24 protein-coding genes and 1 pseudogene are annotated in these 22,890 nt (G+C 63.6%); 15 read left to right on the top strand and 10 right to left on the bottom strand.

The features are described from left to right. Positions 1–24: 24 nt before the first annotated feature. The 3 genes and pseudogenes from AOT83_RS20475 to AOT83_RS20465 all read left to right on the top strand — a co-directional run. Positions 25–648: a TetR family transcriptional regulator gene (locus AOT83_RS20475; protein WP_164514113.1), complete on the top strand. Its 624-nt coding sequence runs from the start codon at positions 25–27 to the stop codon at positions 646–648. A 23-nt stretch (positions 649–671) separates the two neighbouring features. Continuing rightward, positions 672–1,820, top strand: a complete 1,149-nt coding sequence (gene fadA6, locus AOT83_RS20470) for a steroid 3-ketoacyl-CoA thiolase FadA6 (RefSeq protein WP_057965263.1) — start codon at positions 672–674, stop codon at positions 1,818–1,820. 26 nt (positions 1,821–1,846) lie between these two features. Then, positions 1,847–2,080: pseudogene (locus tag AOT83_RS20465) on the top strand (hypothetical protein); the annotation flags it as partial. Between the two features lie 92 nt (positions 2,081–2,172). Here AOT83_RS20465 and AOT83_RS20460 read toward each other — a convergent pair. Further along, positions 2,173–2,511: a hypothetical protein gene (locus AOT83_RS20460; protein ID WP_030095753.1), complete on the bottom strand. Its 339-nt coding sequence runs from the start codon at positions 2,509–2,511 to the stop codon at positions 2,173–2,175. Positions 2,512–2,647: 136 nt separating this feature from the next. On the opposite strand from AOT83_RS20460, the gene AOT83_RS20455 reads away from it, so the two are divergent. After that, positions 2,648–3,559 (top strand): DUF559 domain-containing protein, encoded by a 912-nt coding sequence (locus tag AOT83_RS20455; RefSeq protein ID WP_057965262.1) that lies wholly within the window; start codon positions 2,648–2,650, stop codon positions 3,557–3,559. A 16-nt stretch (positions 3,560–3,575) separates the two neighbouring features. Here AOT83_RS20455 and ipdC read toward each other — a convergent pair whose 3' ends face one another. Genes ipdC through AOT83_RS20435 form a run of 4 tightly spaced genes read right to left on the bottom strand, consistent with a single transcriptional unit; the run spans position 3,576 to position 7,034 of the window. Beyond that, on the bottom strand, positions 3,576–4,652 hold the full coding sequence (gene ipdC, locus AOT83_RS20450) for a (3aS,4S,5R,7aS)-5-hydroxy-7a-methyl-1-oxo-octahydro-1H-indene-4-carboxyl-CoA dehydrogenase (protein WP_057965261.1): 1,077 nt from the start codon (positions 4,650–4,652) through the stop codon (positions 3,576–3,578). Further along, the gene (locus AOT83_RS20445) at positions 4,649–5,398 is read right to left on the bottom strand and encodes a hypothetical protein (protein ID WP_057965260.1); all 750 of its coding nucleotides are present in this window, start codon (positions 5,396–5,398) and stop codon (positions 4,649–4,651) included. The genes ipdC and AOT83_RS20445 overlap by 4 nt, the downstream gene beginning before the upstream one ends. Further along, positions 5,395–6,264, bottom strand: coding sequence for a CoA-transferase (locus tag AOT83_RS20440; protein WP_030095749.1), 870 nt, complete (start codon positions 6,262–6,264; stop codon positions 5,395–5,397). Before AOT83_RS20440 ends, AOT83_RS20445 begins: the two co-directional genes overlap by 4 nt. After that, positions 6,264–7,034, bottom strand: a complete 771-nt coding sequence (locus AOT83_RS20435; protein WP_030095748.1) for an enoyl-CoA hydratase family protein — start codon at positions 7,032–7,034, stop codon at positions 6,264–6,266. Before AOT83_RS20435 ends, AOT83_RS20440 begins: the two co-directional genes overlap by 1 nt. Positions 7,035–7,128: 94 nt before the next feature. On the opposite strand from AOT83_RS20435, the gene AOT83_RS20430 reads away from it, so the two are divergent. Then, positions 7,129–7,911 (top strand): SDR family oxidoreductase, encoded by a 783-nt coding sequence (locus AOT83_RS20430; RefSeq protein ID WP_030095747.1) that lies wholly within the window; start codon positions 7,129–7,131, stop codon positions 7,909–7,911. Positions 7,912–7,914: 3 nt separating this feature from the next. Next, on the top strand, positions 7,915–8,826 hold the full coding sequence (locus AOT83_RS20425) for an SDR family oxidoreductase (RefSeq protein WP_057965259.1): 912 nt from the start codon (positions 7,915–7,917) through the stop codon (positions 8,824–8,826). Positions 8,827–8,900: 74 nt separating this feature from the next. Here the strand turns inward: AOT83_RS20425 and AOT83_RS20420 are convergent, their stop codons facing one another. Further along, positions 8,901–9,401 carry a nitroreductase family deazaflavin-dependent oxidoreductase gene (locus tag AOT83_RS20420; RefSeq protein ID WP_057965258.1) on the bottom strand — a complete coding sequence of 167 codons (501 nt, stop codon included), beginning with the start codon at positions 9,399–9,401 and terminating at the stop codon, positions 8,901–8,903. A 17-nt stretch (positions 9,402–9,418) separates the two neighbouring features. Between AOT83_RS20420 and AOT83_RS20415 the strand changes: the two genes are divergently transcribed. Next, on the top strand, positions 9,419–9,805 hold the full coding sequence (locus AOT83_RS20415) for a hypothetical protein (protein ID WP_057965257.1): 387 nt from the start codon (positions 9,419–9,421) through the stop codon (positions 9,803–9,805). Between the two features lie 115 nt (positions 9,806–9,920). Further along, positions 9,921–11,174 carry a cytochrome P450 gene (locus AOT83_RS20410; RefSeq protein ID WP_030095743.1) on the top strand — a complete coding sequence of 418 codons (1,254 nt, stop codon included), beginning with the start codon at positions 9,921–9,923 and terminating at the stop codon, positions 11,172–11,174. 47 nt (positions 11,175–11,221) lie between these two features. Here AOT83_RS20410 and AOT83_RS20405 read toward each other — a convergent pair whose 3' ends face one another. Next, a complete protein-coding gene (locus AOT83_RS20405) occupies positions 11,222–12,382 on the bottom strand; it encodes a steroid 3-ketoacyl-CoA thiolase (protein ID WP_057965256.1) in 1,161 nt (386 codons plus the stop codon). Positions 12,383–12,599: 217 nt separating this feature from the next. On the opposite strand from AOT83_RS20405, the gene AOT83_RS20400 reads away from it, so the two are divergent. Genes AOT83_RS20400 through AOT83_RS20375 form a run of 6 tightly spaced genes read left to right on the top strand, consistent with a single transcriptional unit; the run spans position 12,600 to position 18,641 of the window. After that, on the top strand, positions 12,600–13,859 hold the full coding sequence (locus tag AOT83_RS20400; protein WP_030095741.1) for a cytochrome P450: 1,260 nt from the start codon (positions 12,600–12,602) through the stop codon (positions 13,857–13,859). Positions 13,860–13,881: 22 nt separating this feature from the next. Continuing rightward, positions 13,882–14,943: an acyl-CoA dehydrogenase family protein gene (locus AOT83_RS20395; RefSeq protein WP_057965255.1), complete on the top strand. Its 1,062-nt coding sequence runs from the start codon at positions 13,882–13,884 to the stop codon at positions 14,941–14,943. 9 nt (positions 14,944–14,952) lie between these two features. Then, entirely contained in the window at positions 14,953–16,116 is a 1,164-nt protein-coding gene (gene fadE29 / locus AOT83_RS20390) for an acyl-CoA dehydrogenase FadE29 (protein ID WP_030095739.1), read from the top strand. Positions 16,117–16,144: 28 nt separating this feature from the next. After that, positions 16,145–17,095 (top strand): OB-fold domain-containing protein, encoded by a 951-nt coding sequence (locus AOT83_RS20385; protein ID WP_057965254.1) that lies wholly within the window; start codon positions 16,145–16,147, stop codon positions 17,093–17,095. Next, complete coding sequence (locus AOT83_RS20380; RefSeq protein ID WP_057965253.1) at positions 17,065–17,484, top strand: MaoC family dehydratase; 420 nt, start codon at positions 17,065–17,067, stop codon at positions 17,482–17,484. The genes AOT83_RS20385 and AOT83_RS20380 overlap by 31 nt, the downstream gene beginning before the upstream one ends. Before the next feature lie 2 nt (positions 17,485–17,486). Then, positions 17,487–18,641, top strand: a complete 1,155-nt coding sequence (locus AOT83_RS20375; protein WP_030095736.1) for a lipid-transfer protein — start codon at positions 17,487–17,489, stop codon at positions 18,639–18,641. Between the two features lie 5 nt (positions 18,642–18,646). Here the strand turns inward: AOT83_RS20375 and AOT83_RS20370 are convergent, their stop codons facing one another. Continuing rightward, the gene (locus AOT83_RS20370) at positions 18,647–19,333 is read right to left on the bottom strand and encodes an Rv3717 family N-acetylmuramoyl-L-alanine amidase (protein ID WP_057965286.1); all 687 of its coding nucleotides are present in this window, start codon (positions 19,331–19,333) and stop codon (positions 18,647–18,649) included. Positions 19,334–19,554: 221 nt separating this feature from the next. On the opposite strand from AOT83_RS20370, the gene AOT83_RS20365 reads away from it, so the two are divergent. Continuing rightward, positions 19,555–20,313 (top strand): hypothetical protein, encoded by a 759-nt coding sequence (locus tag AOT83_RS20365; protein WP_057965252.1) that lies wholly within the window; start codon positions 19,555–19,557, stop codon positions 20,311–20,313. A gap of 9 nt (positions 20,314–20,322) precedes the next feature. Here the strand turns inward: AOT83_RS20365 and AOT83_RS20360 are convergent, their stop codons facing one another. Together AOT83_RS20360 and kstD are read right to left on the bottom strand one after the other, a co-directional pair. Beyond that, the gene (locus AOT83_RS20360; protein WP_057965251.1) at positions 20,323–21,180 is read right to left on the bottom strand and encodes a MaoC/PaaZ C-terminal domain-containing protein; all 858 of its coding nucleotides are present in this window, start codon (positions 21,178–21,180) and stop codon (positions 20,323–20,325) included. Positions 21,181–21,189: 9 nt separating this feature from the next. Next, complete coding sequence (gene kstD / locus AOT83_RS20355; protein ID WP_057965285.1) at positions 21,190–22,878, bottom strand: 3-oxosteroid 1-dehydrogenase; 1,689 nt, start codon at positions 22,876–22,878, stop codon at positions 21,190–21,192. Between the last annotated feature and the right edge of the window lie 12 nt (positions 22,879–22,890).

The following is a 22,890-nucleotide window of genomic DNA, read 5'->3' as shown; positions in this document are numbered from 1 at the left end:
TGATACAGTAGGGAGGTGGACAAGGTGGCAGAAGTGCGAGAGTCGGACGCTCTTCGCGCAAGCGGTGCATCGCAGCCGTCGCGACGTGACGAACTGCTGAGCCTTGCGGCTGCCATGTTCGCAGAGCGCGGCCTGCGCGCCACCACGGTGCGCGACATCGCCGATGCCGCCGGAATTCTGTCAGGCAGCCTCTATCACCATTTCGATTCCAAAGAGGCGATCGTCGACGAACTGCTGCGCGACTTCCTCGAGGGACTCTTCGCCCGGTATCGCGAGATTGCTGCGGCCAACCTGAATCCTGTCGACACGCTTAAGGGCCTGTTCCTGGCCTCGTTCGACGCTATCGAAACCAAGCACGCACAGGTCGCCATCTACCAGGCGGAAGCACCTCGGCTGCTGTCGCAGGAGCGGTTCGCCTATCTGAACGAACTCAACACCGAGCAGCGCGAGTTATGGCTCGAAGTGCTGCGCGACGGCATCGCCCAGGGCTACTTCCGTCCCGATCTTGATGTGGCAGTGGTGTACCGGTTTATTCGCGACGCAACATGGGTGTCGGTGCGCTGGTTCCGTCCGGGTGGTTCACGCACGGCGCAGGAAGTCGCCGAACAGTACCTTTCGATAGTCCTCGGCGGGATTACCGTCGATTAGTCTGGGAAATAAGGAGATTCACCATGTCTGAGGCGTACATCATTGACGCTGTGCGTACCGCTGTCGGTAAGCGCAACGGCTCACTGTCCACCGTGCACCCGCTGGATCTGGGTGCGGCCACCTTCAAGGGGCTCTTCGACCGCGTCGACGTCGACCCCGACGCCATCGATGACGTGATCATGGGTGTCCTGGACGCCATCGGTGGGCAGGCCGGCAATGCCGGACGCCTCGCGTGGCTGGCCGGTGGATACCCGGAAGAGGTGCCGGGCTGCACCGTCGACCGCCAGTGTGGATCGAGCCAGCAGGCCATTTCCTTTGCCGCGCAGGCTGTTATGTCCGGTACCGCGGACCTGGTGGTGGCCGGTGGCTTCCAGAACATGAGCCAGATTCCGATCTCTGCGGCGATGATCGTCGGCAAGGAGTACGGATTTACCTCGCCCACAGCAGAGTCCGAAGGCTGGCTGCACCGCTATGGCGATCAGGAAATCTCCCAGTTCCGCGGCGCGGAGATGATCGCCGAGAAGTGGGACATCAGCCGCGAGGAGATGGAGCAGTTCGCGCTCTCCAGCCATGAGCGGGCTTTTGCCGCGATCCGCAACGGACACTTCGACAATGAGATCATCCCGGTCGGCGACTTCCGTGTCGACGAGGGTCCGCGCGAGAGCACGCTGGAGAAGATGGCTGGGCTCAAGACCCTCGTCGATGGGGGCCGGCTCACGGCAGCTCTGGCCAGCCAGATCTCCGACGGTGGTAGCGCGACGCTGGTCGCCTCGGAAAGCGCCGTGAAGGCGCACGGGCTGAAGCCACGCGCACGTATTCATCACATCAGCGCCCGGGGCGACGACCCGGTGTTCATGTTGACCGGCCCCATCCCCGCCACCAAGTACGCGCTGGCCAAGACCGGTCTGACGATGGACGATATCGACGTTGTCGAGATCAACGAGGCCTTCGCCCCCGTGGTGTTGGCATGGGCCAAGGAGCTGGATGTCGACCTGGAGAAGGTCAACCCCAACGGCGGCGCAATCGCGCTGGGTCACCCGTTGGGGGCCACCGGCGCCAAGTTGTTCGCCACCATGCTCAACGAGCTGGAGCGCACCGGCGGCAAGTACGGCCTGCAGACGATGTGTGAGGGCGGCGGCACCGCCAACGTCACCATCATCGAGCGCCTCTGAGCGCGTCGCGGGCGTAGCCTGAACTGATGCGTGCAGGAATCCTGATCGGCACGGCCGCGGCGGCCCTCGGCATCATCGCAAGCAGTGCGCCGGCATCTGCCGAACCGTGTCCGCCGGAGGTTTGCAGCATTCCCGGATTGCCGGGCGGCAGTCTGCCGTTCAACCCGCAGATGTCTGACCTGCCACAAGACCCGATGTGGATGGGCCAGGCCTGGGATTGGTTGAGCAAGCGGGACAACACAGGCATGTTCGACACCCCAGGGGCAGCGGACTTCATTCGCTCGCAGCCATCCGATGCGTGGGCGCCGGAGCAGGCGCCGCCACCCCTACCGGGGCCTGCTCTACCGGGCGACTAGTTTCCGGCCCAGGTGCCGAACGGGACGTCAGGGTCGGTGCCCAGCGGGGTATCCGGGTCGGCGCCACCGATGTCGTTGGCATGGTCCGGGACATAGGGATCGGTTCCGTACGGCACGTCCGGGTCGGCGCCGCCCTTGTTCTGGTCCTGCAACAACACGTGGTGCGGACCCCGGTCGGTCGGTAGCTCCATCGCCCCTTGTGAGGGTGCGTGGATGGGTTGCTCGGGTACCAATGGTTCGTCGGGGTCGGCTGCGGCGATCGGTGCCAGCACGAAGGCGGCGGCTGCGGCCAAACAACACGCAGCTGTCGAGAAGCTGAACGTTCGATGTCTCATGTCTCCAGGATTCTCCCGCATTCTGTGAATCCGCTGTCCCTATCCTTGCCCATTCCTGCCGAGTGGGAATCTGGCGAGGGATTTCGGGCGATTTCCCTCGTGAGATTCCCACTCAGATTTGTCAGTGGTGAGTGGAATGCTCCCGCTATGGGGGGGGGTTCCGTGGCCGTTTCGTTCTGGTGAGGCTATTGCTTCCGGGGCTGTGGCTGGGCACGAAATCCGTCGTCGATACGAACAGCTCTACCCATCCGTGTACGTTCCACGCGGATCGAATGTGACGGCCATACAGCGTGCGCGGGCCGCATGGTTATGGTCGCGGCGGGGCGGGGTGGTCGCGGGCTTGTCCGCGTCGGCGCTTCTCGGCTCAAAGTGGGTAGATGGTTCGGCCCCAGCGGAATTGATCTATCAAAACCATAAGGCGCCGAAGGGGTTGAGGGTTCACCGAGAGTCATTGCTGGCAGACGAGGTTGACCGCGTTGACGGCCTCGCGGTCACCTCGGCGGCACGCACGGCCTTCGATCTTGGACGCTGGTTGCCGCCGCACACCGTTGTTGAACGCTTGGACGCCCTGATCGCAGCTACTGGCGTCAGCCCTGCACAGATTCTTCAGATCGCGGATATGCATCCCGGAGCCAGGGGGCTGGTGGCGCTCGGCAGGGCGCTGGAGTTGGTCGACGGCGGAGCAGAGTCACCTCAAGAAACCCGCACGAGGCTGCTTCTCGTAAAGGCGGGATTCCCTACGCCGCGGACTCAGATCCGGGTCTACACGCGCTATGGAGAATTCGTCGCGAGGATCGATATGGGGTGGGAGGACCTCAAACTCGGAGTCGAATTCGACGGCGCCCAGCACTGGACTGATCCGCACCAGCACTCCCGCGATGTCGACCGGTCAGCCGGACTCTCCGCAGAGGGCTGGACCATCATTCGGGTGACATCCGAGATGCTGCGGCATCGAGCAGGCACGATCGTGGCCCGGGTCGATGAGGCGTTTCGAATGGCGATGTCGAGTGGGAATCTGGCGAGGGATTTCGTCCGTTTTGCCTCGTGAGATTCCCGCTCGGCGGTTAGAGGATAGCCGCGTTCGCACTCTTCAGATGGGCGACCGCTTCCGTCACGATCGCGTCGATCAGGTCTTGACAGCTGGGCAGGTCATCGAGGATGCCCGCGACCTGACCGGAGGCGAGAACACCGGCACCGGTGTTGCCCTCCACCAGACCGGCTTTCAGCAGCATCGGGGTGTTCGCGGCCATGAGCACCTGAGACCAGGTGAGCTCCTTGCCGTGACGCATCGCCAGGCCGTCCTTGACCATGGACCGCCACGTCATTCCCGACATCTTCTTGAACTTGGCCGCGTTCCGGATCGCTGCACTGAATCCACGTACCCGCGAACCGCTTTCGAGCTTCTCGACCAGCTCGGTGCGCAACACCCGGTGCGGCATGCCGTCGACCCGGGTCGACACCACGGTGCCGTCGAGCGCCGAGGCCAGATAGCGCTCCTTGACTGCATCCGGCACGGTGCTATCGGAGGTCAGCAGGAATCGGGTGCCCATGGCGACACCGGCCGCGCCGTAGGACAGCGCGGCGGCGAGGCCACGCCCGTCGAAGAATCCACCGGCTGCGATGACCGGCATTCCGGTGTCCTTCACCGCATCGAGCACCGAGGGCAGCAGCAGGGTGGTTGCCACCGGACCGGTGTGTCCGCCGCCCTCACCACCCTGGACGATCACCGCGTCGGCGCCCCAGGCGGCGACCTTCTTGGCATGCTTGGCCGCTCCGATAGACGGAACCACGACCACGCCATTGTCTTTCAGCTTGGCGATTAGATCCTGCTTGGGTGCCAGCGCGAACGAGGCCACCTTCACCTTCTCGCGGATCAGCAGATCGATGCGCTCGGTGGCATCACCGGCATCGGCACGGATGTTCACACCGAAGGGTTTATCGGTGAGTGACTTCGTCTTCGCGACTGCCGCGACCAATTCTTCCAGCGTCATGGTCGCCGAGGCGAGGATGCCCAGACCGCCGGCGTTGGAGGTGGCGGCTACCAGGCGCGGTCCGGCCACCCAGCCCATGCCGGTCTGGACGACGGGATGGTCGATGCCGACCAGGCCAGTCAGTGCTGTTTTGAGGACCGGTGCGCTCATTGCTTGACTTCCTTGTCCCGGAACGACTTCGGATCGATCACCTCGCGAATGATCCGTAGCTCTTCATCGGTGGGCAGGCGGGTATCACCGGCGTCGGCCAGCCCGTGCACCTCGAAGCTGGTGTTGGACGCGACGTCCTCGGCCGAGACGCCGGGGTGCAGTGACAGGGCCTGCATCTCGTGGTTGGGGCCGTTGAAATCGAACACACCCAGGTTAGAAATCACCCGGAACACGTTGAGGTACTTGTACGCCGGGTTGGCCGGGTCGACCTTGTCGTAGCCGACGCCCGAGACGATGTCGACAGAGTTCCCGAACACACGCGCCGAGTGGTTGCCCACCCAATACGACGTGGCGTGATTGATGGTGTTGCCGGGAGCGCCGCGCACACCGAACATCTGCCGGGTCGGATGCTGCAGCGGCCCGAACGCCGAGAGGTTCTGATTGCCGTAGCGGTCAATCTGGTTGGCGCCCATGACGACATGCCGGCGGCCGGAGGCCACCACATCGAACACCTTGCGGAAGGGCATCCACCCTTCGATCGGCGAGACGCCGCCGATCGCCGGTGTCTCGGCCATCAGGACGGCCTCGCCATCGGAGAGCACCAGATCAGGGGAGAACGTCAGACGAGCCAGCCGGGCGCCGACGGTGGACATGGTCGACATCGCAGAGGCCATGATCTCGCCTGCGTCCCTGAACAACTCGGCGCACGCTACGGCGCATACCTCGGCGCGGGTTGCCTCGCTCATGCCTGCTGCTCCTTAAACCGCTTAACGGCTGCCTGGTAGTCCTCTTCGGAACCGGACAGATAGGTGTCGACGAAGGTCTGCCAGGTCTGCGGATCCCCGGCGGCCTCGGCGTAGTGCCGCTGGAACTTCTCGTCGCGGCCGTAGTCGGCGGCGCCGATGGTGAAGTGCGCGCCACCGGGAGCTTCCACCACCTTATCCACCATCATGCGGTTCAGCAGAAGTGACTGCAGAGGAACGGTTTTCACCAGTTCTTCGGTGGAGACGACCTTCTCCACAGAGAGGAAGCGGCGCTCGGCTGCCAGGCAGTAGAGGTCGTCGAAGTATGGGTCCACTCCGGTGTAGGCGGCATTGCCGGTGGCGTCACCCAGGTTCAGGTGCACGAATGCGGCGTCCAGATTCAGCGCGGGCATCGCGACCAGGGTCTCGTTATCCGCATACGGGGATGTGACGGTCTTGAGCTCGTCGCCCCAGAAATTCATGACATCCGAGCCCAGCCCGGCCCGGATGGGCAGGAACGGCAGGCGGGCGGCGGCGGCTTCCAGGCCGCACTTGACCATGCCCTCGTCCATCTCGCGGGACTCGATCGCGCCGGTGGTGCGCGCCTTGGCGAACCACGGGTCATAGAACGGCGGCGAATCCAGGGACACGAAGCCGTAGTAGGCCTTTTTGACCTTGCCCGCCGAACACAACAGGCCCAAGTCCGGTCCGCCGTAGGTGACGACCGTCAAATCCTTGACATCCGAACGCAAGATCGCGCGCACGAAGGCCATCGGCTTGCGGCGCGAACCCCAGCCTCCGAGGCCGATGGTCATGCCGCTGCGCAGTTCGGAGACGACCTCGTCGAGAGTGCTTGTCTTGTCTGCCATTAGTTTCCCTTCGGCTTTCCGGTCTCGACGAATGCGTCGCGATGCTCGTCGGCGACACCCGCCAGGTTGAGCTCGAATGTGAAGCCCTGCTCCATGCGGTAACTCGACTCGACGTCCTGCGGATCGATGAAGTTGATGGCTTCCTTGGCGGCGCGGATGACGCGGGTGTCCTTGGCGGCGATGTCACGCGCTACGCGCAGCGCGGCCTCGTCGAGCTCCTCCCGTGGCACCACCTCGTGGATGGATCCGTAGTGGTGCAACGTTTTTGCGTCAACCTTGGCCGCCGTGTAGAACATCCGGCGCATCACATGCTGGGGAACCAAGCGCTGCAGATGAGTGGCGGTGCCGAGCGCACCACGGTCCACCTCGGGCACGCTGAACACCGCGTCGTCGGAGGCGACGATCACGTCGGCGTTACCCACCAGGCCGATTCCACCGCCGAGGCAGAAGCCGTTGACGGCGGCGATGACGGGCACCTTGCAGCGGTAGACCGCGCTGAAGGCTTCGAAACAGCCGCGGTTGGTGTCGATCAAGGCGGTGAAGCCCTGTCCTTCTGCCTGAGTGCGCTGCATTTCCTTGATGTCGGCGCCCGCGTTGAACCCGCGGCCCTCGGCTCGCAGGATCACGACGTGGGTGGACGGGTCGTTGCCCGCGGCCAGGATGGCGTCGGCCAGCTCAAACCATCCGCGCGAGGGGATGGCGTTGACCTTCGGATAGTCGACGGTGACGGTCACGATGCCCGGTTCAACCGTCGCGGTGATGATGCCCATGAGACTCCTCAAGGTACCGAAACAAGCACTTGCTTGGTACGCTACCATGGCTCGAAAGCGCAGGACAAACAGCAGGAATACAGCAAGGAGTGACGTGCGAACCCCTTACGAACTCGGCCTCGCGGGTCGCGTCGTGCTGGTCACCGGAGGTGTCCGCGGCGTCGGTGCCGGGATCAGCCGGGTGTTCGACGAGCTCGGTGCAACGGTGATTACCTGTGCGCGCCGTCCCGGTGATACCCCTTACGAATTCCATTCCTGCGATGTCCGTGATGAAGAGTCGGTCGATGCGCTCATCAACACCGTTGTTTCCACGCATGGGCGTCTGGACGCCGTCGTCAATAACGCCGGTGGTGCGCCCTTCGCACTGGCTGCCGACGCGAGCCATAACTTTCATCGCAAGATCATCGAACTGAATCTGCTCTCCGCCTTGCTCGTCTCGCAGCGCGCCAACGCCGTGATGCAGCGGCAGGACGAGGGCGGCACCATCGTCAACATCACCAGCGTGAGCGCAAGCCGGCCCTCGCCGGGTACCGCCGCATACGGCGCCGCCAAGGCCGGGCTCGAGAGCCTGACTCGGAGCCTCGCTGTGGAATGGGCGCCTAAGGTGCGGGTGAACGCCCTGGCCGCCGGAATGATCCGCACCGAGCTCTCGGAAATGCACTATGGCGATGAAGAGGGAATCGCGTCCGTCGGCGCGACGGTGCCGCTGGGCCGCCTTGCCAATCCGGACGAGATTGGTTGGACGGCAGCGTTTCTTGCCTCGCCCCTGTCCTCCTACGTGACGGGTTCGGTTCTTACGGTTCACGGTGGAGGGGAGCGTCCCGCGTTCCTCGACGCCGCCAATGTCAACAGCAATGAGAACGGCGAAAAGGAATAGAACATGCCAGGTTTGCTCGACGGTCGGGTCGTCATCATCACCGGTGCAGGCCGGGGCATCGGACGTGCGCACGCGCTGGCGTTCGCGGCCGAAGGCGCCCGGGTGGTTGTCAATGACATCGGTGTGGGCCTGGATGGATCGGCTGGCACCAGCCCCGCTCAGGAAGTGGTCGAGGAGATCAAGGCTGCCGGTGGCGAAGCCGTCACCAATGGTGATGATGTCGCCGACTGGAACGGTGCCAAGAACCTGATCGACACCGCCGTCAATTCCTTTGGCCGTCTGGATGTTCTGGTCAACAACGCCGGATTTCTGCGCGACCGGATGCTCGCCAACATGAGCGAGGAGGAGTGGGACGCGGTGATTCGTGTGCACCTCAAGGGGCACTTCGCGCCGCTGCGTCATGCCGCCGCGTACTGGCGTGACGAGTTCAAGGCCGGCAATGCGGTGGATGCCCGCATCATCAACACCAGCTCCGCCGCCGGGCTGCAAGGCAGTGTCGGGCAAGGGAATTACGCCGCCGCCAAGGCCGGTATCGCCACCTTGACCCTGCAGGCTGCTGCCGAGATGGGCCGCTATGGCATCACTGTCAACGCCATCGCTCCGGCCGCGCGTACCCGGATGACCGAGGCGGTGTTCGCCGAGACCATGGCCAAGCCCGAGGACGGTGCATTCGACGCGATGGCCCCGGAGAACGTCTCGCCGCTGGTGGTGTGGCTGGGCAGCCCGGAGTCACGCGCGGTCACCGGAAAGGTGTTCGAGGTCGAAGCCGGCATCATCCGCGTCGCCGAGGGATGGGCGCACGGTCCGCAGGTGGACAAGGGTGCGCGTTGGGACCCAAGTGAATTGGGTCCCGTGGTCGCAGACCTGCTCGATAAAGCTCGTACGCCGGTTCCGGTCTACGGCTCACAGGCCTGATCCCGCCGACACGCCGTGTCGCGGAGGATTCGTATCGCACGTGTCCGCCACGAGACGGCGTGTCGATGAAGGGGTTAGGGCTCCAGGATGACGACGGGAATCTTGCGGGTCGTGTACGACTGGTACTTAGCGAAGTCGGCGTAGAGCTCGACCAGCTTGGGCCAGTAGTACGCGCGTTCCTCGTCGGTCGCGGTGCGGGCCGTCATGGTTCGGATATCGCCCTTTATCTGAACGGTGACTTCAGAATTCGCCCTGAGATTGAGGTACCACGCCGGATTGGCGTCGCGTCCGCCCTGCGACGCCACCAGGACGATCTTGTCGCCGTCGGGTAAGTAAAGCAGCGCGCTCAGCCGCTTTTGCCCGGTCTTGCGGCCGATGGTGGTGATCAGTAGTACCGGTATGCCCCAGGGGAAAGCCGCACCCACACGCCACTTTCCGCCCAGGCGGCCGTCAGTCCGCTGATACAGCCAGACATTGGCGGTGGTCATCCACTTGATCAGCTTTCCGGCCAACTCCGAGTTCAACTGGGCGGGTGCATTCGCGGAGGAGCCGCTCGCGGCAAGACCATCAGACATGGCCCTATGCTACGAGGGTGTCAACACCTGGAGCCTCCGACGAAGTACGTATTGCCGCCGCGAATGCCTACATCGATGCCCTCGTCACCCATGAGGCAGACGCGGTGCCGTTCGCCCCGGAATGTGTGCGGATCGAGCAGGGTGTCAAGACCGGCTTTTCTGGAGATCACTTGCGGCGCAGCCTGAATAGCGGACCGCAGTTCCGGCTGATTGCTGCCGCGTCCAATCGGCAATTTCGTGTCGAAGGTGACGACGTCATCGCGAGTTTTGTCATCGAGACCAAAGCAAAGGTCGCCGGATGGCGCGTCGTGGCAAAAGTGGACGAGACGTTCAAGATTCCGGCTACTGATCCGCGGATCCACCACATCCGGGCGATCTTCGTGCCGAAGCTGTCACGCATCTAGAACGCGTTCTATATCTGGGCTTTTTCCTCGACGCACCCTTGTCCCGGGGTCGATTTCTGTGCTTCACTGCCACTAGAGCCATTAGTGAAATGCATCACAGGCCGGGAGGTACAGCGTGGTACAGGCCCAACATCCCCACTTGCCGGATGGTATCGACTTCACCGATCCCGATCTTTTTGTGCACGGAATCCCAGAGGTCGAGCTCGCCGAACTGCGGCATACCGAACCGATCTGGTGGAATCACACCGAGCGTGGGGTCGGCGGATTCGATGATGACGGTTTCTGGGTGGTGTCCAAACATAAAGACGTCAAAGAGATCTCACTTCGGTGCGACGTATTCTCCAGCGAGCAGAACACCGCGATACCGCGCTATCTGTCCACCACGCCGCGTGAGCGCATCGACGCGACCCGCTTGATCATGCTGAACATGGACCCACCGCGGCACAGCAGGTTGCGGCACATCATCAGCCGAGGGTTCACGCCGCGCGCGGTGAACCGGCTCCGCGATGACCTCAATGCCCGCGCGCAGGGCATCGCGAAATCGGCGGCCCGACTGCAGCACGGCGACTTTGTGGAACAAGTGGCTTGCGAGCTTCCGTTGCAGGCCATCGCCGGTTTGTTGGGCACTCCGCTCGAGGAACGCGAGCAGCTGTTCGACTGGTCCAACAGGCTGGTGGGTTCCGACGACGGCGAGGATGACAGCGCGATCGCCAGCGCCGAGCTGTTGATGTATGCCATGCAGGTCGCGGCACGCAAGACAGCGGAGCCCGGCCCGGATATCTGTACCGACCTGGTGAATGCCGATATCGATGGGCAGAAGCTTTCCGATGACGAGTTCGGTTTCTTCGTCATGCTTTTGGCGGTGGCCGGCAATGAGACGACTCGCAACTCCATCACTCATGGAATGCATGCCTTCACGCAGTTCCCGGAGCAGTGGGAGTTGTACAAGAAGGAGCGTCCGGAGACGGCGGCCGATGAGATTGTCCGTTGGGCAACACCGGTGACGTCTTTCCAGCGCACTGCGCTGGAGGACACCGAGCTTGGTGGTGTGAAGATCAAGAAGGGTCAGCGGGTGGTGATGATGTACCGCTCGGCCAACTTCGATGAAGAAGTCTTCGAGAATCCGTTTACCTTCGACATCATGCGTAACCCCAACCCGCATGTGGGATTTGGTGGAAATGGCGAACACCATTGCGTCGGGTCCAACCTGGCCCGCATGACCATCAACCTGATGTTCAACGCCATCGCCGATCACCTGCCGGACCTCGCCTCGGCGGGCGAGCCGGACAGGCTGCGATCCGGATGGCTCAACGGGGTCAAGCACTGGGAGGTTGACTTCTGCCCGGCCGGGTTCGGGCGCGCCAGCTGACGAAAAGGCCCCCGGACATCGAAGTGCCGGGGGCCTTCGCGCAGGTACTAGATCCGCTCGATGATGGTGCCGGTGGACAGCGCGCCACCAGCACACATGGTGATCAAAGCCGTTGACTTGTCGGTACGTTCCAGCTCGTGCAGTGCCGTGGTGATCAGGCGGCTGCCGGTGCTGCCGACGGGGTGCCCCAGCGCGATGGCGCCGCCGTTGACGTTGACCCGGTCGAAGTCCGGCTTGTGCACCGCGGCCCAAGAAAGCACCACCGAGGCGAAAGCCTCGTTGATTTCCACGACGTCGATATCGCCGATCTTCATGCCCGCGCGGTCCAGCACGCGCTGCGTCGACTGCACCGGGCCGTCCAGGTGGTAGTAGGGTTCGGCGCCGACGAGCGCCTGCGACACGATGCGGGCGCGCGGCGTCAGGCCCAGTGAGCGGGCCTTGTCCTCGTCCATGAGCAATACCGCAGCCGCGCCGTCGGAAATCTGCGAGGACGTACCGGCTGTGTGAATGCCCTCCGGCATAACGGGTTTGAGGTTGCCCAGAGATTCCAGGGTGGTGTCGCGCAGGCCCTGGTCGCGGCTGACCGTCAGGGTCTCACCGGTGGGGTTGCCTTCCTTGTCCACCTGCGGCGCATCAAGCGCGGTGATCTCGCGATCGAATCGTCCTTCGGCCCATGCCTGCTTGGCCAGTGCCTGCGAGCGCACTCCGAGGCCGTCGACATCGGCGCGGGTGATGCCGCGGCGCTTGGCAATCCGCTCTGCTGCCTCGAACTGATTGGGCATGTCGATATCCCAGGAGGCGGGGCGGGGGATGCCGGTGCCGCCGACGTTGGCGCCCAGTGGCACGCGGCTCATCGATTCGATACCGCAGGCGATGCCGGTGTCGATCGCACCGGAGTAGATCAGGCCGGCGATGAGGTGGTTGGCCTGCTGCGCGCTGCCGCACTGGCAGTCGATGGTGGTGGCACCGGCGGCTTCGGGCAGCCCCGCGTGCAGCCATGCCTGCCGAGTGATGTGGCCGCCCTGCTCACCGAACTGGGTGACACAGCCGCCGATGACCTGCTCGACTTCGTGCGGATCCAGACCTACACGGGTGATCACCGACTTCTGGATGCTGCCGAGCAGCTCGGCCGGATGCAGGCCCGCGAGCCATCCACCACGTTTGCCGATGGCGCTGCGCGTCGCTTCGACGATGACCGGATTACCCATGGAGCTGCTCCTTTGCGCTCTGAACGTTGACTTCACGGTAGAACACGTTCCAGTCTCGAAGCAATGAGAACGTGTTCTCCCCCCATCCACCACGTTTTGTCTGCGCTGATCGTGTGCTTCAATGGGGCTAGAGAGTGTCGTATCTCACTAAGCTCTCACTAGATGCTCTAACAAGATCGTCCCTGAATGACGCCCTGAAAGGCCATAGGAGTTCAACGTGGTGCACCCCAGCCTTCCCGCCGGTTTCGACTTCACCGACCCGGAGATCTACGCAGAACGGCTCCCGATCGAGGAGCTCAAGGAGCTACGGAAGACGGCTCCGATTTGGTGGCAGGAGCAGCCCGACGGCGTCGGCGGCTTCAATGACGGCGGGTATTGGGTCGTCTCCAAGCACAAGGACGTCAAGGAGGTGTCGCTGCGTAGCGATGTCTTCTCCAGCTGGGAAAACACCGCCATCCCGCGGTTTCAGGATGACATCACCCGCGAGGCCATCGAGCTGCAGCGCTACGTGATGCTCAACATGGACGCCCCGCATCACACCCGGCTGCGCAAGATCATCTCCCGCGGTTTCACGCCCCGGGCGATCGGCCGGCTGCGCGACGAGCTGAACGAGCGCGCTCAGCAGATCGCGAAGGCCGCCGCGGCGACCGGCTCGGGTGACTTCGTGGAGCAGGTGTCCTGCGAGCTGCCGTTGCAGGCCATCGCGGGTCTGCTCGGGGTGCCCATCGAGGACCGGGGCAAGCTCTTTAACTGGTCGAACGAGATGACCTCGTACGACGACCCCGAGTTCTCGCACATCGACCCGGCGGCATCGTCGATGGAGATCCTCGCCTACTCGATGGAGATGGCGAAGCAGAAGTCCGAGAATCCCGGCGAGGACATCGTGACCACCCTTATCAACGCCGAGGTTGAGGGCGAGGGCAAGCTCTCCGATGACGAGTTCGGCTTCTTCGTGATCATGCTCGCGGTGGCCGGCAACGAGACCTCTCGCAACTCGATCACCCAGGGCATGATGGCCTTCACGCAGTTCCCGGAGCAGTGGGAGTTGTACAAGAAGGAGCGTCCGGAGACGGCGGCCGATGAGATTGTCCGTTGGGCAACACCGGTGACGTCTTTCCAGCGCACTGCGCTGGAGGACACCGAGCTTGGTGGTGTGAAGATCAAGAAGGGTCAGCGGGTGGTGATGATGTACCGCTCGGCCAACTTCGATGAAGAAGTCTTCGACGATCCGTTCAGCTTCAATGTCATGCGTAACCCCAACCCGCACATGGGATTCGGTGGCAGCGGTGCGCATTTCTGCATCGGCGCGAACTTGGCGCGGCTGACCATCAACCTGATGTTCAACGCCATCGCCGACCACATGCCCAACCTGGCTCCGGCCGGCGACCCGAAGCGACTGCAGTCCGGCTGGCTCAACGGCATCAAGCACTGGCAGGTCGATTTCAACGGCACCAGCGGTTGCCCGGTTCTGCACTAGCCATTCAAAGGAAACGCACGCTATGGATTTCGCTTTCGCGGAGGAGCAGCAGGCTGTCTCCGACGTCGTCGAAGCGGTGCTTGCCGATCGGGAGTTCATCGGTGTGGTGCCCGAGGTTGGATATGACGACGGATTGTGGCAGTCGCTGGCCGCCAATGGGGTCCTGAGTCTTGCGCTGCCTGAACGGCTGGGCGGCGACGGACTGGGCCTGGCCGAAGTGTCGGTGGCGTTGCGAGTGCTCGGAAAGCACGGCGCATTGACGCCGGCGCTGGCGACGCTCGGATTCGGCGTGGTTCCCCTGGTGGAGCTGGCCTCTGTCGAGCAACAGGACAGATTCCTCGACGGCGTCGGCTCCGGCTCGATCCTCACCGCGGCCCTCGATGAGCCAGGGTCCGCGCTGCCCTCGTCCCCCTCGGTTTCCGCCGTGCGTGACGGTTCCTCGTTGGTGTTGAACGGTCACAAGATCGGCGTTCTACATGCGGCCGAGGCAGATTGGATACTTGTCACCACCGACAACGGCGTCGTTGTGGTGGCACCCAACACCCCGGGAGTGACGATCACCCGGACGCCGACGGCCAGTAAAGCCGCCGAATACGCGGTGACCTTCGCCGATGCCTCGGTACCCGATTCGGATGTGTTGGGCGGGTCTGTTGAGCGTGTGAACGAGCTCGCCTTGGCGGCGGTCGGTTCCTATGCGGACGGATTGGTCTCGGGCGCCCTGCGCCTGACCGCCGATCACGTGTCCAACCGGGTGCAGTTCGGCAAGCCACTGGCTACCTTCCAAGCGGTTTCGCAGCAGCTGGCCGACGTGTATGTGGTCTCGCGCACGCTGAATCTCGGTGTCACGTCTGCGGTATGGCGTCTCTCTGCCGGGCTTGACGCGACGGAGGATCTTGACGTCGTGGCGTTCTGGATGGCCGCGGAAGCGCAGCGAGTCATGCAGATCTGTCATCACCTGCATGGTGGTCTGGGCGTCGACATCACCTACCCGATGAACCGCTACTACTCGACCATCAAGGACCTGAGTCGTCTGGTGGGTGGGTCCTCCGAGCGCCTCGACGTTCTCGCTGCGGCCCAGGTTTAGGAGCCAGTGATGCTGATAGATCTCACGCCGGAACAGGCGAAGTTGCAAAGCGATCTGCGACAGTACTTTTCGAATCTGGTTACTGCCGATGAGACGCGCGAGATGATGGTCGACCGCCACGGCTCGTCCTATGAGGCAGTGGTGCGGCGGATGGGTCAGGATGGCTGGCTCGGTGTGGGCTGGCCGAAGGAATACGGCGGGCACGGATTCGGTCCGCTGGAGCAGCAGATCTTCATGAACGAGGTCATGCGGGCCGACGTGCCGATGCCGCTGGTGACGCTGCAAACCGTCGGTCCGACTCTGCAGAAGTACGGGACTGAGGTGCAGAAGAAGAAGTTTCTGCCCGGAATCCTCGCGGGTGAAATACATTTCGCCATCGGATACACCGAACCGGAAGCCGGGACAGACTTGGCGTCGTTGCGTACCACCGCGGTACGCGATGGCGATCACTACATCGTCAACGGGCAGAAGATCTTCACCACCGGTGCCCACCAGGCCCAGTACATCTGGTTGGCCTGCAGGACAGACTCGGATGCGCCCAAGCACAAGGGAATCTCGATTCTCATCGTCGATACCAAGGATCCGGGCTACTCATGGACCCCGATCATCACCAACGATGGTGCACACCACACCAACGCCACCTACTACTCGGACGTGCGGGTTCCGGTGGACATGCTGGTGGGTGAAGAGAACTTGGGATGGAAGCTCATCACCACTCAGCTGAACCATGAGCGGGTTTCGCTCGGACCGTCCGGCCGGATCGCGGGTATGTACGACCGCGTCTACGAATGGGCAGCCAAGCCGGGACACGACGGTGTGGCGCCGCTGGCGCATGAGGATGTGCGCCGGGTTCTGGGCGAGATGAAGGCTGTGTGGCGCCTCAACGAGCTGCTCAACTGGCAGGTGGCCTCGTCGGGTGATGACATCAGCATGGCCGACGCTGCCGCAACAAAGATCCTTGCCACCGAATGGATTCAGAAGCTTGGCCGGTTGAGTGAGGGTGTCGTGGGGCGCTATGGAGACCCCGCCGACGCGAACACTGCCGAGACCCTTGAATGGCTGGACGCCCAGACCAAGCGCCACCTGGTGATCACGTTCGGTGGCGGTGTGAACGAGGTGATGCGCGAGATGGTCGCGACGGCTGGTCTGGGTACTCCCAGGGTGCCGCGGTGATGAAGGCTCGCGCGAAGAACGGACAATCATGAGCGTCGTGGATATTCAGGACGGCTTCGCCGAGATCAAGGCCGCCGGACCCAGCGCCCCCCGTCTGGCGCGCGATCCGGTGAACCAGGCCATGATCAACAACTGGGTTGAGGCGATGGGGGACCGCAACCCGATCTACGTCGACGAGGACGCCGCCAAGGCCGCCGGGCATCCCGGTGTGGTCGCGCCACCCGCGATGGCGCAGGTGTGGACGATGGCCGGGTTGTACGGCGAGCGCTCGGGAGACGACCCGCTGGGCCGGGTGATGGAGCTGCTCGATTCGGCGGGTTACCAGTCGGTGGTCGCCACCAACTACGAACAGATCTATCACCGCTATCTGCGGCTGGGCGAGCAGGTCACCACCACCAATGAGGTGACCGAGGTCTTCGGGCCGAAGCAGACCGCGCTCGGCGAGAGCTGGTTCATCAACATCCACGCCGAATGGCATGTGGGCGATGAGCTCGTCAATGAAATGAACTGGCGCATCATGAAGTTCCGGCCGGGCGCTAAGAAGTCGGCCGAGGTGCCGGATGATCTCGATCCTTCGAAGTTGATGCGTCCATCCTGGTCGAGGGATAGCGCGTACTTCTGGGAGGGCGTCGCGGCCCATGAACTGCGGTTGCAGAAGCGGCCCGATGGGTCGTTGCAGCATCCGCCCGTTCCCGCTGTGTGGCAGGACAAAGACGCTCCGATCGAGTACCAGGTGTCCAGTGGGCATGGCACGGTGTTCAGCTACGTGGTGCATCACGCCCCTCAGGTGCCTGGTCGCACACTGCCTTTCGTGATCGCGCTGGTGGAGCTTGAAGAGGGTGTTCGGATGCTGGGCGAGCTTCGAGGGGTGTCGCCCGACGATGTTCAGATCGGGTTGCCGGTTCAGGTGACATATCTGGACTTCCCGGCCGAGGGGGAGAGCCCGGCATGGACTCTGTATGCCTGGGAGGCAAAGTGACCACCGTTGGCGAGAAGCTGCCCGAGCTGAAACTTGAGGGCACTCCGACGTTCATCGTGTCGACCGCGCTGGCCACGCGTGACTTCCAGGACGTGCATCATGACCGTGACCTGGCGCAGGCGAAGGGGTCCAAGGACATCTTCATCAACATCCTGTCCGATACCGGTCTGGTCGAGCGATTCGTCACCGACTGGGCCGGACCTTCGGCTCGGGTGAAATCGATTTCGCTGCGTTTGGGTGTGCCGTGGTACGCCTATGACACCACGGTGTTCTCCGGCGAGGTGACCGCCGTCGATGACGGCGTCGTGGAGGTGGATGTGGTGGGCAACAACAGCCTGGGTGCGCATGTCACCGCCAAGGTCAAGCTGACGATCGGAGCAAGCGCGTGAGCTTGTCGGGTAAGGCCGCTATTGCCGGTATCGGTGCCACCGACTTCTCGAAGAAGTCGGGCCGATCCGAGTTGAGGTTGGCGGCCGAGGCGGTGCTCGATGCGTTGACGGATGCCGGTTTGTCTCCCGACGAAGTCGACGGCCTGGTGACCTTCACCATGGACTCGAACTTGGAGACCGCGGTTGCGCGTTCGACGGGCATCGGCGAGCTGAAGTTCTTCAGCCAGATCGGTTATGGCGGTGGCGCGGCTGCGGCGACGGTGCAGCAGGCCGCATTGGCGGTCGCTGCCGGTGTCGCAGAGGTGGTCGTCGCGTACCGGGCCTTTAACGAGCGCTCGGAGTTCAGGTTCGGTCAGGTGATGACGGGACTGAGTTCGACCGCCGACTCGCGAGGCGTTGAGTACAGCTGGTCGTACCCGCACGGGCTGAGTACGCCGGCCGCCTCGGTGGCGATGATCGCTCGCCGGTATATGCACGAATACGGTGCCACGAGTGCCGATTTCGGTGCGGTGTCGGTGGCCGACCGTAAGCATGCGGCCACCAATCCGAAGGCATTCTTCTATGGCAAGCCGATCACCATTGAGGACCACCAGAATTCGCGGATGATCGCCGATCCGGTGCGACTGCTGGACTGTTGCCAAGAGAGCGATGGTGGGGTGGCGATCGTCGTGACGACACCGGAGAGGGCCAAGGATCTCAAGAACCGGCCGGTGGTCATCGAGGCGGCCGCGCAGGGGTCCGGCGACGACCAGTTCACCATGTACTCGTACTACCGGGACGAGTTGGGATTACCCGAGATGGGACTCGTCGGTCGGCAGCTCTGGGACCAGTCCGGCTTGACGCCCAACGATATTCAGACCGCGATCCTGTATGACCACTTCACGCCGTACACCTTGTTGCAGCTCGAAGAACTCGGCTTCTGCGGCACGGGCGAGGCCAAGGACTTCATCGCCAACGGTGCCATCGAACTGGGCGGAAAGCTGCCGATCAACACACACGGTGGTCAGCTCGGCGAGGCCTACATCCACGGTATGAACGGCATCGCCGAGGGCGTGCGTCAGTTGCGAGGAACCTCGGTGAACCAGGTGCCCAATGTCGAGCACGTGCTCGTCACAGCGGGCACCGGTGTGCCGACGTCCGGCCTCATCCTGGGATAGCCGGCTCAGCTCAGAAACCTGGCGATGCCTTGCGCGATAGCCGCTGCCAGACGCGCCTGGCCGTCCGCACTGGACAGCATCGCGGCGTCGTCGCTGTTCTTCATGTTTCCGCACTCGATGAGGATCGCCGGGTACTGAGCCAGGTTCAGCCCGGCCAGGTCGGAACGTCCATACAGACCATCGTTTCCGCGGTAGGTCGACGGCTGGAATCCCGAGGCCTTGAGCTGATCGCGCATGGTGCTGGCCAAGCGCAACGAGGGACCTCCTTGCGCTTCATTGATCGGTGGGTTCGAGTAGTTGACGTGGAATCCCCGGCCATCCCTGGGGCCGCCATCGGCGTGAATGCTGACGATGGCGTTGGGCCTGAACGAGTTTCCGGTGGCAGCGCGCTCGTCGATGCACGGCCCGAGCGCGTTGTCATTGCCACGAGACAATGCGGTGCGAACACCGGCCACGGTGAGGGCCTGCCGGATGTGCAACACCACATTCCAGTTGAAGGTATGTTCTGGAAAACCTGAATCGGTTGCGGTGCCGCTGGTCTGGCAGTCCTTGGTGCGTCCCCGGCCGTCACTGACCTGCCGGGTGATTGAGCGGTCGTTGGCGCCGTTGTGCCCGGGGTCGAGGAAGACGATCTTTCCCGCGATGGGAGATTCCGCGTGGGCCAGGGCCGTGTTGGACAGCACGGCCGGCATGCTGAGTAGGACGGGCACGCTCGAGGCGTACTTGAGGACGTCGCGTCGCGAGAGGCAGCGGGACCGCTTGGCGGGACCGCACGGGGTGGTCTGCACGCCGGAAAGGTAGGCCCCGAACCTGGGATTTGAGAACCCGACATGTGGCTCGGTTGAACTGTGACCGAGACGAGACCGTATCGCAGTCACAGCTTTCTGACAGAAACCGCGGCGATGCTTGCCCAGTGACTCAATCAAAGGCCGCCACTGCGACAGGCGTATTGACCCGCCTGCGCAAGGATGTCGTCGAGACCTTCCGGCCGCCGCGTCGGTGGCTCGAGGGATTGGGTCTGAACCTCGCCCTGGCAATCGCCTATCTGATCATCTGGCAGCCGATTGCCCAACATGGGCGCAAACGCGACTGGGCGCTGCTGATCGGCCTGTACTTCGCGATGTTCATCTTCGCCGATGTGTCGGTGACCAACATGCTGGGTCTGGATGCCGATCGAGTCAGGCACGTGCTGCGGGGACATCGATCGCTTCTGTACGTCTTGCTGGTCAAGAACATCGCGCTGTTTCTTGTCGCCGGGCTGCCGACGCTCATCCTGACGGCCTTCTTGACCATCCACCGGCAGCAGGCAACCCAAACCGCGATCACCGTGCCCGATGTGGGCGTACACATCGTCAGCTGGCTTGGTCTGGGCAATCTGGTCTCGGTACTGCTGCCGATGGTGACGCGCCCGTTGCGTGAGCGGTGGCGGCAACGAGGGGACGTTCCAGCCACGGCGCGATGGCTCTTTTATCTAGCTCTACCGTACGGCGTCTACTACCTCGTTGCGCCGGTTGGAGGTATCCCTCGAGCCATCTTCGGGCGCAACGTTTTCCACTCCATGCCGCTCACCGAACGATCCCTACTGGAACTCGGCTTGGGCGTCGCCGTCTGGAGCATGGGCACCGCGCTGGCCCTGGGGGTGTACCGCTACCGCGGAATACGTTGGTACTAGGGCGTCGGGCTAGGTGTAGGTGAGCTCCACGTCTGCGAGCGCGGCGGCATCCTCACGTTCGGCCACGACAGCCGAGATCAGCAGCTTGCCGTCTTCCTTCCAGATGCGGGTCTTGAGGGTCTCGCCCGGGAACACCACACCCGCGAACTTCGCGGCATACGACGTCACCCGCGAGGCATCCCCGTCGAGTGCGGAGTCAACCGCCGCCTTGCACACCACGCCGTAGCTGCACAGCCCGTGCAGGATCGGGCGGGGGAATCCGGCCGCCGCCGCGAAGGCAGGGTCGGAATGCAGCGGGTTGCGGTCACCGCAGAGCCGGTACAGCAGCGCCTGCTGCGGCAGGATGTGCGTCGAGACCTCAATGTCGGGCGTGCGGTCGGGAGTGCCGCCTGCGGCGGAGGGCCCTCTCTCGCCGCCGAAGCCACCCTCGCCACGTGCGAAGATCGACCGGCGGATCGTCCAGAGCGGTCCCTGGTCATCGGAAGTCGTTGTCTCCGTGACGATGACGGCTGCCTTGCCCTTATCCCAGATCTCCACGACCTTGCCCTCGGAGCGGGCCGAACCCGCGGGCGGCAAGGGACGGTGCGCAGTCACCTGCTCGGTGCCGTGCAGGATCTTGGCTAGGTCGATCTCGATACCCGGGAATGACACCTTGGGTGGCTCCACCGCGTGGAAGCCCGAGGCCACGGTCGCGAACGTCGGCAGCACCTGCGGAGTCTTGTCCTGCAGGTAGCGCAGCTCGGTCTCGCTCACCGGGTCGGCGCCCGCACCGATGGCCAGGTGATACAGCTGCACATCGGATGCGGTCCACGAGAATTCTGCGGGCTCGACAGCAGCGCCCAGAGCGATATCGACGTTGATAGGCATGAGCTGACCCTACTTCCCGGCGATATCGAGCGCCGCGAGGTAGCCCCATGTCATGGCCGGACCAATGGTGGCGCCGGGGCCGGCGTAGGTGTGACCCATCACCGGGGTGCTGACATTGCCTGCGGCGTAAAGGCCTTCGACGATGCTGTTGTCATCGCGCAGCACCCGGCCCTGGACGTCGGTGCGCACGCCACCCTTGGTACCCAGATCGCCGGGCACCATCTTGGCCGCGTAGAAGGGCCCCTTCTTGAGTTCACCCAGATTTGGGTTCGGCTTGTTCGTCGGGTCTCCGTAATAGCGGTCGTAGGCGCTCTTACCGCGGCCGAAGTCCTCGTCGGTACCGCTGCGGGCGAAGCCGTTGAACCGGTCGACAGTCGCCTTGAACTCCTCGACGGGCAGGTTGGCCTTCGCCGCGAGCTCTTCGATGCTGTCGGCCTTGACGATCACGCCGGATTCGATCCACTTGCTCGGAATCTTTTGTCCCGGCTGCAATCCGGCGAAAATGTACCGGTTGCGGTACTCCTGGTCGAAGACCAGCCATGCGGGCAGGTTCTCGCCGGGTCCCGCGCCCTGGCCGTACTCGCCTCCATACATGCGGTGGGTGGCCTCGACATAGGGCAGCGACTCGTTCATGAACCGCTTACCGGATGCGTTGACGATGATGGACCCGGGGGAGTTGCGCTCGGACAGCGCGAACCACGGCCTGCCGACCAGCGGAACCGTTGGGCCCCACCACGAGTCCTCCATGAACTCCAGCGCGGCGCCGAGCTTTTCTGCAGCCAGGATGCCGTCGCCGGTGTTGGCCTTGGCGCCGACCGTCCACTCGGTGGTGATGGGGGCGCGCTGGTACTTCACGCGCATCTGCTCGTTGTGCTCGAACCCGCCGGAGGCCAGGATGACGCCCTTGCGTGCCCTGATGACCGTCGGCTCGGAAGCCTCCGAAGAACCGCTCTCACGCACGTAGACGCCTTTGACCGTGCCGTTCTCGAGGTAGAGGTCGGTCAAAGCGGTGTTGAGCTTGACCGGAACGCCGGCGTCACGCAGGCCGATGCGCAACGCGGCCGAAAGGGCCCGTCCCATGCCGACGAGTTTCTTGCCGGTGCCCTGCGCCCAGAAGGTGCGCACGCCCACGCGCAGGCTGCGCAGCACACCACGGGGATGCCGCTTGAGCTGGTTCAGCCGCACATAATCCTGCTGGCGTACGACGACATTCAACGGGACCTTGCCGTAAGGGGGCTCCAGGTTGGGCAGCTCGTCGCCAAGTTTCTTGGCATCGAAAGGCTTGGGTTCCACCGAGCGGCCGGCCGCACGCCCGCCGGGAGCCTCGGGGTAGTAGTCGGAGTAGTTGGGCACCCAGTCGAGCTTGAGCGGAGAGTTGGCCAACACGAACGAGAGCATCTCCGGGCCGCGATCGAGATAGGTATCGATCTTCTCGCGGGGGACGACATCGCCGATGATGGTGTAGAGGTACTCGCGGGCCGCCTCGGGGGTGTCGCTCTGGCGGGCCTTCTTGAGCACCTCGTTGTTGGGGATCCAGACGCCGCCACCGGAACGCGCGGTCGATCCGCCGAAGTGGGGGGCCTTCTCGATCAGTACGGTGCTCAGCCCGTTGTGTGCCGCGGTGAGCGCCGCAACCATGCCGGCGCCACCACTCCCGACGACGACGACGTCGTACTCCTGCTCAGTCATGTAGAACACGTTATAGAATTG

Source organism: Mycobacteroides sp. H001 (assembly GCF_001440005.1).
Taxonomy (GTDB): Bacteria; Actinomycetota; Actinomycetes; order Mycobacteriales; family Mycobacteriaceae; genus Mycobacterium; species Mycobacterium gwanakae.
This window is presented reverse-complemented; position numbering and strand designations above follow the sequence as displayed.